Here is a 12,181-nt window from a genome sequence, read left to right as displayed (position 1 = left end):
GACGAGACTGGTGTATCGTCCCCGACAGGGGCTGCGCCGCGCACTGTTCGGCGCCTGGGATGGACATTTCAGATTTGTGAGGGGGGCGACGGGCGATGCACGGCCTATGGACGAGCGATCCGACGCGGCGGGGCCGTCGACGGCGACCCTGGTGGACGGCCGCGCGCAGACGCGGCCACCACGGCACTCACAGCTGCCGTCACACCCACCACCGCGGACCCAACAGCCGCAGGCGGCACGCGCATCCGGCGCACCGGGACCCTCGGGACCCGCGAGCGACGCGGACCGGGAGGACCCGGTGAGCTCGCCACCGCCCTCCACGAGCACGCTCGACGCGGGGCTGCGAGCACAGCCCTCGTCGGCGGCGACACTGCCCCGCCCCTCGTTCGGGGGCGGCACGGGATTCGTCCCGCAACTCGTTCTGGCCCTGGTGTGCGCGGGATACGCCGTCGGTTCCGCGCTCGGCTGGGGTTCGAACCAAGTCGCGCTGATCATGGGCGACTTCGGGCTGGCAGCCGCGGCCGGCGCCGCCGCCGTGTCCTGCTTCCGCTACGCCCGTAGCCGCCGTATCCGCTTTCGACCCGCCTGGCTGCTGTTCGCCCTCTCCTCCGCGATGGCGGCCCTCGGAAACCTCGTCTGGGGATGGTACGAGGTCGTCCTCCAGCGGCCCGTGCCCAGCCCGTCCTACGCCGACGGGTTCTTCCTGTGCTTCGCCCCGCCCGCCATCGTGGGACTCCTGGTGCTCGCCAAGCGTCCGGTGACGAAGGCCGGCTGGGTCTGCCTGGGCCTGGACGCCTGGCTGATCGGCGGCTCGCTGCTGACCCTGGCCTGGAGCCTGGCCCTCGCCCAGGCGGCCAAGATCGACGCCGGCGGCGGCGAGAGCGTGGCGCACACCGCGCTCTCGCTCGCCTACCCGCTGCTCGACATCGCCCTGGTCAGCATGGTGCTCGCGCTGCACTTCCGCCGCTCCTCGGCGAACCGCACCGCGGTCAACACCGCGATCGGCGCACTTGCCCTGACCGTGATGTGCGACGCCCTGTTCACCTCGCCGCTGCTGCACAACAGCTACCACTCCGGCCAGCTGCTCGACGCGGGCTGGTTCGCTGGCTCGCTGCTCCTGGCGTACGCCCCGTGGGCCGCGCCGAGGCACGCGGACGGCGAACGGCAGGACGGGGCGGGGCACACGCGCGTGGTGCACGAACACGTGCCCGGACAGCGCGGCGCGAGCCACCACCACACGCCGCCCGCCCAGGGAGCCGATCACACCCGGTACCCGATCACCCGGCCGATCGCCGGCTCCCTGGCCGCCCTCACGCCATACCTCGCCGCCGCCGTCTGCACCCTGGGGATCCTCTACAACGTCCTCAACGGCCGCAGCGTCGACCGCGTGGTGCTCATCACCGGCGGCACGGTCGTGCTCGCCCTGGTGACGCGCCAGGGCATCATGCTGCTCGACAACATCACCCTCACCCAGGAACTGGCGCAGAAGGAGAACCACTTCCGCTCCCTGGTGCAGGGCTCCAGCGACGTCATCATGATCGCCGCGCCCAACGGCATCCTCCGGTACGTCTCCCCGGCCGCAGCCGGGGTCTACGGCCGCTCCGCGGAGGAGCTGGTGGGTACGGAACTGGCCAATCTCATCCACCCGGAGGACCTGGGCTGCGTGGTGCACGAGGTGCGCCGCTTCCTCGCCGCCAGCCCACTCGAGGAACCCACTACGCGCATCGAGTGCCGCTTCCGCTCCGGCGACGACGGCTGGCTCAACGTCGAGTCGACCGTCAACCGGCACCACGGCGGCCTCATCTTCAACAGCCGGGACGTGACCGAAAGAGTGCGCCTGCAGGCGCAGCTCCAGCACAACGCCGAGCACGACCCGCTCACCGACCTGCCCAACCGCGCGCTGTTCACCAAGCGGGTCCAGCAGGCCCTGTCCGGCCGCCGCGCCTCCGACCGGGGCCCCGCCCTGCGCAACACGGCCGTGCTCTTCATCGACCTCGACGGCTTCAAGGGCGTCAACGACACCATCGGACACCAGGCCGGGGACGAACTGCTCGTCCAGGCCGCCCGCAGACTCCAGGACGCCGTCCGGGGCGGGGACACCGCGTCCCGGCTCGGCGGCGACGAGTTCGCGGCCCTGATCGCGGGCGACGGCACCCGTGACCGCACCGCCCGCGAACGACACATCCTGGAGCTCGCCGACCGCCTCAGGGTGACGCTGTCCCAGCCGTACCTCATCGACGGCAACGACGTCCGTGTCAACGCCTCCATCGGCGTCGCCTTCGCCGAGCCGGGGCTCGGCGCGGGGGAACTGCTGCGCAACGCCGACCTGGCGATGTACCGCGCCAAGGCGGGCGGCAAGGGCCGCGTCGAGCTGTACAAGCCGCAGATGCAGCAGGACGTCGTACGCAAGGCGGAGCTGGCCACGCGCCTGCGGGCCGCGCTGCACGACGGCGAGTTCGCGCTGCTGCACCAGCCGGTGGTGTGCCTGGAGAACGGCCGGATCACGTCGGTCGCCACCCAGGCGCGCTGGCGGTCCTCGCAAGGGGTGCTGTTCACGCCCGCCGAGTTCCTGCGGGTGGCCGAGGACAGCGACAAGACCGCCGAACTGGGCCGCTGGATGCTGGAGGAGGCCGTCGAGCAGGCCGCCGAGCGCACCGCGACCGGGCTCGCCGTGCCCGTGGCCGTACGGATGAGCGCGCGCCGGCTGCTGGACCGGTCGATGCCGCTCGGCTCGATCGAGGCGCTGCTGACCCGGCACGGGCTGCCGCCCGGGTCGCTGATCATCGAGCTGTCCGACCTCGACCCCCGTGTCTCACTGGACGAGCTGGAGCGCCGGCTGGGCGGTCTGCGCCGGCTCGGCGTCCGGATCGCCCTGGACGGCTTCGGCAGTGGATACGCGGCGCTCACGGCGCTGCGCCGGCTCCCCGTCGACGTACTCAGGCTCGACCGCGGTCTGGTCGAGGGGGTCGTAGAGTCCGCGCGGCTGCACAAGATCACCGGAGGGCTGCTGCGGATCGCCGGAGACCTCGGGCTCCAGTCCGTCGCCGACGGCGTGGACCTTCCCGAGCAGGTCGTCGCCCTGCGCGCGATGGGGTGCACGCACGGGCAGGGCATGGCGTTCTCCGGGCCGCTGGACGAGTACCGGCTGCGCCGGGCGATCGGTGCCGGGCGCTATCCGGTGCCGCACGGGCCGGCGGAGCCCGCACTCGCGGGCGGGAGAGAACCACAGGGGCGCGTCGGTGTCGAGGGTGCGAGCGCGCGGAGGCCCGAAGGGCTGAGCACGGTCGCGGCCTCGACACCGACAGTGGCGCCCCGGAGGTGAACGACCATGGAAAGCGGCGGGTCGGGGGTGTACACCAGTGGTGTGACCGCCGTTCTGGGAGGCGGAAGTGCCCTGCGTTCACATAATGAGACTCCCGTCCCACCTACTTGACAGTGGGTGTGCGCCGGGGAGAGGGTCAGTGCCATGCGCACCCGAATTCTCGTACTTGGAAAGCGCGTCGGCTGAAGCTGGTGACGTCCGGACAGACCCGGAACTCCCAGCGACCACACCCGGCGCGCTCCCCTCGCTTGCCTTTTGGCACGAGGGGTTTTTTGTTGCACAGGCACCAGTCGTGCAGCACCGAAACTCCGCCCAAACCTCGCAAAAACCCTCAGCATCGAGAAGAGAATGCCGATGACCGAGCAGGCCACCGGGGCTCACCCGCAGCCGCGGCCCCGATCCGGAGGACACCAGTCCGCCCCCGAGCACGTCACGGGTGCGCAGTCCCTCATCCGTTCGCTCGAGGAGGTCGGCGCCGACACGGTATTCGGCATTCCCGGCGGTGCGATCCTTCCCGCGTACGACCCGCTGATGGACTCCACCCGGGTGCGTCACGTCCTCGTCCGGCACGAGCAGGGCGCCGGGCACGCCGCCACCGGTTACGCGCAGGCCACCGGCCGGGTCGGTGTCTGCATGGCGACCTCGGGACCGGGCGCCACCAACCTGGTCACGCCGATCGCGGACGCGCACATGGACTCGGTGCCGCTCGTGGCGATCACCGGGCAGGTCGCGTCCAAGGCGATCGGCACGGACGCCTTCCAGGAGGCGGACATCGTCGGCATCACGATGCCGATCACCAAGCACAACTTCCTGGTCACCAAGGCCGAGGACATCCCGCGGATCATCGCGCAGGCGTTCCACATCGCCTCCACCGGCCGTCCGGGCCCGGTCCTGGTCGACATCGCCAAGGACGCCCTGCAGGCGAAGACGACGTTCTCCTGGCCGCCCACCATGGACCTGCCCGGCTACCGTCCGGTGACCAAGCCGCACGCCAAGCAGATCCGCGAGGCCGCCAAGCTGATCACCGGCGCCAAGCGGCCGGTCCTGTACGTCGGCGGCGGTGTCATCAAGGCCGGCGCCACCGCCGAGCTGAAGGTCCTCGCCGAACTCACCGGAGCGCCCGTCACCACCACCCTGATGGCGCTCGGCGCATTCCCCGACGGCCACCCGCTGCACGTGGGAATGCCGGGCATGCACGGTGCGGTCACCGCCGTCACCGCGCTGCAGAAGGCCGACCTGATCGTCGCCCTCGGAGCCCGCTTCGACGACCGCGTCACCGGCAAGCTGGACAGCTTCGCCCCGTACGCCAAGATCGTCCACGCCGACATCGACCCGGCCGAGATCGGCAAGAACCGGGCCGCCGACGTGCCGATCGTCGGGGATGCCCGCGAGGTCATCGCCGACCTGGTCCAGGCCGTGCAGAAGGAGCACGCCGAGGGCCACCAGGGCGACTACAGCGCCTGGTGGAAGGACCTGTCCCGGTGGCGCGAGACCTACCCGCTCGGCTACGACCAGCCCGAGGACGGCTCGCTGTCCCCGCAGCAGGTCATCGAGCGCATCGGCCAACTCGCCCCGGAGGGCACGGTCTTCGCGGCGGGCGTGGGCCAGCACCAGATGTGGGCCGCGCACTTCATCCAGTACGACAGGCCCGCGACCTGGCTGAACTCCGGCGGCGCGGGGACCATGGGCTACGCGGTCCCGGCCGCGATGGGCGCCAAGGCCGGCACGCCGGAGAAGACGGTCTGGGCGATCGACGGCGACGGCTGCTTCCAGATGACCAACCAGGAGCTCACCACCTGCGCCCTGAACAACATCCCGATCAAGGTCGCCATCATCAACAACGGCGCCCTCGGGATGGTCCGCCAGTGGCAGACCCTCTTCTACAACCAGCGCTACTCCAACACCGTGCTGCACTCCGGCCCCGAGGCCGACGGCAAGCAGCCCAGCGCCGGCACCCGCGTCCCCGACTTCGTGAAGCTGTCGGAGGCCATGGGCTGCTACGCGATCCGCTGTGAGCGGCCGGAGGACCTGGACAAGGTCATCGAAGAGGCGAACTCCATCAACGACCGCCCTGTCGTCGTCGACTTCATCGTCCACGAGGACGCCATGGTGTGGCCGATGGTCGCCGCCGGTACCTCCAACGACGAGATCATGGCCGCCCGGGACGTCCGCCCCGACTTCGGCGACAACGAAGACGACTGAGCCAGAGACGTAAGAGAGAGACGTAAAAGATCATGTCCAAGCACACGCTCTCCGTCCTGGTGGAGAACACGCCGGGCATCCTCGCCCGGATCGCCGCCCTGTTCTCCCGCCGCGGCTTCAACATCGACTCGCTCGCGGTCGGTGTCACCGAGCACCCCGACATCTCCCGCATCACCATCGTGGTGAGCGTCGCCGACCTCCCGCTGGAGCAGGTGACCAAGCAGCTCAACAAGCTCGTCAACGTGCTGAAGATCGTCGAGCTGGAGCCCGGCTCGGCCGTTCAGCGCGAACTCGTCCTGGTGAAGGTCCGCGCCGACAACGAGACCCGCTCCCAGATCATCGAGATCGTCCAGCTCTTCCGCGCCAAGACCGTCGACGTCTCCCCGGAGGCCGTCACCATCGAGGCCACCGGCTCCAGCGACAAGCTGGAGGCCATGCTGAAGATGCTGGAGCCGTTCGGCATCAAGGAGCTCGTCCAGTCCGGCACCATCGCGATCGGCCGCGGCGCCCGCTCGATCACGGACCGCTCGCTGCGCGCGCTCGACCGGTCGGCGTAAGGACGCGTTCGGACGGTCGGGTGACACCGGCCGTCCGGATTCCGCCCGTATAGCGAGACCCCGAAACTTCCCTTCCCCCCGCCGTCATACGGTGGGACGCAACACCTGCACACAAGGAGAGAACCCAAAGTGGCCGAGCTGTTCTACGACGCCGACGCCGACCTGTCCATCATCCAGGGCCGCAAGGTCGCGGTCATCGGTTACGGCAGCCAGGGCCACGCCCACGCGCTGTCGCTCCGTGACTCGGGTGTCGACGTCCGTGTCGGTCTGCACGAGGGCTCCAAGTCCAAGGCGAAGGCCGAGGAGCAGGGTCTGCGCGTGGTGAGCCCGTCGGAGGCCGCCGCCGAGGCCGACGTCATCATGATCCTCGTCCCGGACCCCATCCAGGCCCAGGTCTACGAGGAGCACATCGCTCCGAACCTGAAGGACGGCGACGCGCTGTTCTTCGGCCACGGCCTGAACATCCGCTACGGCTTCATCAAGCCCCCGGCCGGCGTCGACGTCTGCATGGTCGCCCCCAAGGGCCCGGGTCACCTGGTGCGCCGCCAGTACGAGGAGGGCCGCGGCGTTCCGTGTATCGCGGCCGTCGAGCAGGACGCCTCCGGCAACGCCTTCGCGCTCGCCCTGTCGTACGCAAAGGGCATCGGCGGCACCCGCGCCGGCGTCATCAAGACCACCTTCACCGAGGAGACCGAGACCGACCTGTTCGGTGAGCAGGCCGTTCTCTGCGGTGGTACTGCCGCGCTGGTCAAGGCCGGTTTCGAGACGCTGACCGAGGCCGGCTACCAGCCGGAGATCGCGTACTTCGAGTGCCTGCACGAGCTGAAGCTGATCGTGGACCTCATGTACGAGGGCGGCCTGGAGAAGATGCGCTGGTCGATCTCCGAGACCGCCGAGTGGGGCGACTACGTCACCGGCCCGCGGATCATCACCGACGCCACCAAGGCCGAGATGAAGAAGGTCCTCGCCGAGATCCAGGACGGCACCTTCGCCCAGCAGTGGATGGACGAGTACCACGGCGGCCTGAAGAAGTACAACGAGTACAAGAAGCAGGACTCCGAGCACCTGCTGGAGACCACCGGCAAGCAGCTGCGCAAGCTGATGAGCTGGGTCGACGAAGAGGCGTGAGCCACGCCTTCCGTGGCGGTACCCTCGGCTGGGGGTACCGCCACGGGGCTCTGCCCCCGGACCCGACCCAGAGACCCCCTACAAAATGGCGTTTCTCGTCCGGGTGATCCTTCCGCAGAGGCGCAAGACGCCCTCCGCCGCGGCACTACACTGCCGTACTACATACGCGTCAGGCCCACAGCGTCGTGCGTCTTCCACGCGGCAAGCCCCCTCCACCGCCTGCGGCCGTCGGGACGGCCGTCCGCATTGGACTTGTGAGGACTCACGTGAGCTCGAAACCCGTCGTACTCATCGCTGAAGAGCTGTCGCCCGCGACCGTGGACGCGCTTGGCCCCGACTTCGAGATCCGCCACTGCAACGGAGCGGACCGAGCCGAACTGCTCCCGGCCATCGCCGACGTGGACGCGATCCTGATCCGCTCCGCCACCAAGGTCGACGCCGAGGCCATCGCCGCCGCGAACAAGCTGAAGGTCGTCGCCCGAGCCGGCGTCGGCCTGGACAACGTCGACGTCTCCGCCGCCACCAAGGCCGGCGTGATGGTCGTCAACGCCCCCACCTCGAACATCGTGACCGCCGCCGAGCTGGCCTGCGGTCTGCTCGTCGCCACCGCCCGCCACATCCCGCAGGCCAACGCCGCGCTGAAGAACGGCGAGTGGAAGCGCAGCAAGTACACGGGCGTCGAGCTCGCCGAGAAGACCCTCGGTGTCGTCGGTCTGGGCCGCATCGGCGCGCTGGTCGCCCAGCGCATGTCCGGCTTCGGCATGAAGGTCGTCGCCTACGACCCCTACATCCAGCCCGCGCGCGCCGCCCAGATGGGCGTCAAGGTGCTGTCGCTGGACGAGCTGCTCGAGGTCTCGGACTTCATCACCGTCCACCTGCCCAAGACCCCCGAGACCGTCGGTCTCATCGGCGACGAGGCGCTGCGCAAGGTCAAGCCGAGCGTGCGGATCGTCAACGCCGCGCGCGGCGGGATCGTCGACGAGGAGGCGCTGTACTCCGCCCTCAAGGAGGGCCGGGTCGCCGGTGCCGGTCTCGACGTGTACGCGAAGGAGCCCTGCACGGACTCCCCGCTCTTCGAGTTCGACCAGGTCGTCGCCACCCCGCACCTCGGTGCCTCGACGGATGAGGCCCAGGAGAAGGCCGGTATCGCCGTGGCCCGCTCCGTGCGTCTCGCCCTTGCCGGTGAGCTGGTCCCCGACGCGGTGAACGTCCAGGGCGGTGTCATCGCCGAGGACGTCAAGCCGGGTCTGCCGCTCGCCGAGCGCCTCGGCCGTATCTTCACCGCGCTCGCCGGTGAGGTCGCGGTCCGCCTCGACGTCGAGGTGTACGGCGAGATCACCCAGCACGACGTGAAGGTGCTGGAGCTCAGCGCCCTCAAGGGTGTCTTCGAGGACGTCGTCGACGAGACGGTGTCGTACGTCAACGCCCCGCTGTTCGCGCAGGAGCGCGGCGTCGAGGTGCGGCTGACGACCAGCTCGGAGTCGTCCGACCACCGCAACGTCGTCACCGTGCGCGGCACGCTCGGCAACGGCGAGGAGGTCTCGGTCTCCGGCACGCTGGCCGGCCCCAAGCACCTCCAGAAGATCGTCGCGGTCGGCGACTACGACGTGGATCTCGCGCTCGCCGACCACATGGTCGTCCTGAAGTACGAGGACCGTCCGGGTGTCGTCGGCACGGTCGGCCGGGTCTTCGGCGAGGCGGGCATCAACATCGCCGGCATGCAGGTCTCGCGTGCCGTCGCCGGTGGTGAGGCGCTGGCGGTCCTGACCGTCGACGACACGGTGCCCTCCGGGGTGTTGACCGAGGTCGCCGAGGAGATCGGGGCGACGTCGGCTCGTGCGGTGAACCTGGCCTAGGTCGCCGTGCCGGGGGCTGCCGCCCCCGGACCCCCGCATCGGCCCTGAACGGGCCTCGTCCTCAAACGCCGGACGGGCTGAAATGACTCGGCTCGTCCGGCGTTTTGTGTGTGCACTCGGGCGCCTCGACCCGCCGCAGGGTCACCGCCGCCAGTGCCGCGGCCGCCGCGAGCAGTACCGATCCCGCGATGGCCGCGCCCTGCATACCGCTGGTGAACGCCTCCCGTGCGGCGGTGGCCAGGCCCGGGACCCGGTCGGCGACCGCCAGCGCTCCGCCGAGGGTCTCGTGTGCCACGTCCGGGGCCGACGCCGGGATCTCGTGGCGGTAGACGGCCGTACCGATCGAGCCGAGGACGGCCATGCCGAGGGCGCCGCCGAACTCGGCTCCGGTCTCCAGCAGGGAGGACGCCGAGCCCGCCCGTTCCACCGGGGCGGAGCCCATCGCGAGGTCCATGATCTGGGACATCACGGTGACCCCTCCGACGGCGATCACCGCGCACGCGGCGAGCACCAGCCACAACGAGTCCGTGCCGGCGAGGGACAGCAGCGCGAAACCGGCCGCGGAGGTCGCGAAGCCGCCGGTGACGACGTAGGCACGGTTGACGCCCCGCTGCACCAGCCCCGTCGCGAGCGGTCCCGCCGCGCCGATCGGCACCGACGGCAGCAGCGCCCACAGGGCCGCCTCCAGCGCGCCCATGCCGAGCACCGACTGAAGGTACTGCGTGGTGAAGTAGGACGAGCCCAGCACGCCGAACATGCAGACGAGGTTGAGGATCACGGAGGGTGCGAAGCCGCGTCCGCGGAACAGGGCCGGAGAGATCATCGGGGCGGCGGCGGTGCGCTGGCGGTGGACGAAGAGGGCCGCGAACAGCAGGCCGACGGTGATCGAGACGACGTAGAGGACGTTCCAGCCCTCGGACGGGATCTCCTTCAGGCCGTAGACCACGGGCAGTACCGCCGCCATGGACAGCGGGACGCTCAGCCAGTCGAAGCGGCTGGGCGCGGGGTTCCTCGACTCGGGCAGCAGGAGGGGGCCGAGGAGCAGCAGGAGCGCCATCGCGGGCAGGTTGACCAGGAAGACCGAGCCCCACCAGAAGTGCTCGACCAGGACCCCGCTCAGCACCGAACCGAGGGCCACGCCGGCCGTCATCACGCCGGACCACAGGCCGATCGCCTTGGCGCGCTGCGCGGGGTCGGTGAACATCGCGCGCAGGATGGCCATCGTCGCCGGCATCAGGGTCGCGCCGCCGATGCCGAGGACCGCGCGGGCCGCGATCAGGACCTCGGCGCTGTGCGCGTACGCCGCCAGCAGCGAGGCGGCGCCGAAGGCGGCGGCGCCGACCAGCAGGAGGCGGCGGTGGCCGATGCGGTCGCCGAGCGAGCCCATCGTCATCAGCAGGCCGGCCAGGACGAAGCCGTAGATGTCGAAGATCCACAGCTGCTGGGTGCCGCTCGGCTCCAGGTCCGCGCTGATCGCCGGGATCGCGAAGTAGAGGACCGAGACGTCCATCGAGACCAGCAGCAGCGGAAGCATCAGGACGCCGAGGGCCGTCCATTCACGGCGTCCGGCTCGAGTGCCGGCCGAAGGGCTCATCGGGTTCGTTGTCATGGCGGTGAATGTACGCGCGTATTAAACGCTTGTCTAGGACGGGCGTATAGGACGGATGTATGGATCGAGGGTAGGGTGGGTCGTCATGGGACACCGTGAGGATCTGCTCGAAGGCGCCAAGCGCTGCCTGCTGGCGAAGGGGTTCGTGCGCACGACCGCGCGCGACATCGTCAAGGAGTCGGGGACCAACCTGGCCTCGATCGGCTACCACTACGGCTCGAAGGACGCGCTGCTCGCGCAGGCGTACGTCGAGATGGTGGAGGGGATGTCGGACGCCTTCGAGGGCGGTGGCGAGCTCAGTGGGGAGCCCGGCTCGGTCGAGCGGTTCGCCGAGGTGTGGTCGAACATCATCGGCACCATGCGGGACCCCGGCTCGATGTGGCGGCTCAGCATGGAGATCGTGGTCATGGGCGACCAGCTGCCGGAGGTGCGGGAGCATCTGGCGCGGGCCCAGCGCGGAGGCGCGCGCGGCATCGTGACGCTCTTCCACGGGGGGCGCGAGGAGGACGTCCCGGAGGAGACCGTGGACACCCTCGGCTACTTCTACCTGACCTTGATGATGGGCGTCATGGCGCAGTGGACCTTCGACCCGAAGACCGCCCCGGAGGCCGACCAGCTGGCGGAGGGGCTGCGGCAGGTGATCGGGGCCGCTACGCGGAAATGACGCGCCCCTCGCGCATCTCGATCGCCCGGTCCGCGACATGCCGTACGACCGCCCGGTCGTGGCAGATGAAGAGGTAGCCGAGGCCGAGGTCGTCCTGGAGGTCGGCGAGCAGGTTCAGTACGCCGGCCCGCACGGAAGGGTCGAGGGAGGACACCGGCTCGTCCAGGACGAGCAGGCGTGGCTCCGAGGCCAGCGCGCGGGCGATTCCGGCGCGTTGGCACTGCCCGCCGGAGAGTTCGTGCGGGAGACGGTCGCCGTACGACGGGTCGAGGCCCACCCGGTCGAGGAGTTCGGCCACCTGGTCGGGTGTGGGGCGGCGGCCCTGGATCCGCAGGGGTTCCGCCACCGCGTCGCGGATGCGGTGGCGGGGGCTCAGTGATCCGTACGGGTCCTGGAACACGGGCTGCATGCGAGGGCGCAGCGGGCGCAGCTCGCGTTCGGTGAGGGACGTCAACTCCCGGCCCTCGAAGACGACTTCACCGGCGTCCGGGCGGTGCAGCTGGAGGACCGCGAGCGCCGTGGAGGACTTGCCGCAGCCGGACGGGCCGTTGAGGGCGAGGGTCTCGCCGGGGGCCAGGGTGAACGAGACGTGGTCGACGGCCGTCACGTCGCCGTAGCGGACGACGAGGTCGCGGACGTCGAGCAGGGCGTCGGTCGGGGTCTCGGGCAGGGCGTCACTCATGGAACAACTCCGTTGCCGGGTGCGGGAGTTCGGGCCAGTGGTGACAGGACACCAGGCGTTTCTCCACCTCCTGCGGCTCCGGTTCCGCCGTGTGGCAGGCGTCCGCAGCGAGCGGGCAGCGGGGCGCGAAGGCGCAGCCGGGTGGGAGCGCGGCCGGGGCG

The 12,181-nt window shown here is 70.3% G+C and carries 8 protein-coding genes; 6 read left to right on the top strand and 2 right to left on the bottom strand.

The genetic code is table 11. The annotated features are described in order from the left end of the window. The first annotated feature begins 298 nt into the window (after positions 1-298). From L0P92_RS18890 to serA, 5 genes are all read left to right on the top strand, one after another. Positions 299-3,322, top strand: coding sequence for a putative bifunctional diguanylate cyclase/phosphodiesterase (locus L0P92_RS18890; protein ID WP_234763916.1), 3,024 nt, complete (start codon positions 299-301; stop codon positions 3,320-3,322). A gap of 348 nt (positions 3,323-3,670) precedes the next feature. Beyond that, positions 3,671-5,524, top strand: coding sequence for an acetolactate synthase large subunit (locus L0P92_RS18885; protein ID WP_234763915.1), 1,854 nt, complete (start codon positions 3,671-3,673; stop codon positions 5,522-5,524). Positions 5,525-5,556: 32 nt separating this feature from the next. Then, entirely contained in the window at positions 5,557-6,081 is a 525-nt protein-coding gene (gene ilvN / locus L0P92_RS18880; protein ID WP_030051183.1) for an acetolactate synthase small subunit, read from the top strand. 129 nt (positions 6,082-6,210) lie between these two features. After that, complete coding sequence (gene ilvC / locus L0P92_RS18875) at positions 6,211-7,209, top strand: ketol-acid reductoisomerase (RefSeq protein ID WP_234763914.1); 999 nt, start codon at positions 6,211-6,213, stop codon at positions 7,207-7,209. Between the two features lie 266 nt (positions 7,210-7,475). After that, positions 7,476-9,065 (top strand): phosphoglycerate dehydrogenase, encoded by a 1,590-nt coding sequence (gene serA / locus L0P92_RS18870; protein WP_234763913.1) that lies wholly within the window; start codon positions 7,476-7,478, stop codon positions 9,063-9,065. Between the two features lie 61 nt (positions 9,066-9,126). On the opposite strand, the gene L0P92_RS18865 is transcribed toward serA, so the two are convergent. After that, positions 9,127-10,674: an MFS transporter gene (locus tag L0P92_RS18865; RefSeq protein ID WP_234763912.1), complete on the bottom strand. Its 1,548-nt coding sequence runs from the start codon at positions 10,672-10,674 to the stop codon at positions 9,127-9,129. A gap of 85 nt (positions 10,675-10,759) precedes the next feature. Between L0P92_RS18865 and L0P92_RS18860 the strand changes: the two genes are divergently transcribed. After that, positions 10,760-11,338 carry a TetR/AcrR family transcriptional regulator gene (locus L0P92_RS18860; protein WP_234763911.1) on the top strand — a complete coding sequence of 193 codons (579 nt, stop codon included), beginning with the start codon at positions 10,760-10,762 and terminating at the stop codon, positions 11,336-11,338. On the opposite strand, the gene L0P92_RS18855 is transcribed toward L0P92_RS18860, so the two are convergent. Further along, positions 11,325-12,020, bottom strand: coding sequence for an ATP-binding cassette domain-containing protein (locus L0P92_RS18855; protein ID WP_234763910.1), 696 nt, complete (start codon positions 12,018-12,020; stop codon positions 11,325-11,327). The two genes, L0P92_RS18860 and L0P92_RS18855, sit on opposite strands and share 14 nt — an antisense overlap. Positions 12,021-12,181: the final 161 nt, after the last annotated feature.

This window comes from Streptomyces muensis (genome assembly GCF_021474425.1).
Taxonomy (GTDB): Bacteria; Actinomycetota; Actinomycetes; order Streptomycetales; family Streptomycetaceae; genus Streptomyces; species Streptomyces muensis.
The sequence above is the reverse complement of the archived record's forward strand: the minus strand, read 5'-3'. Positions and strand labels throughout refer to the sequence as shown.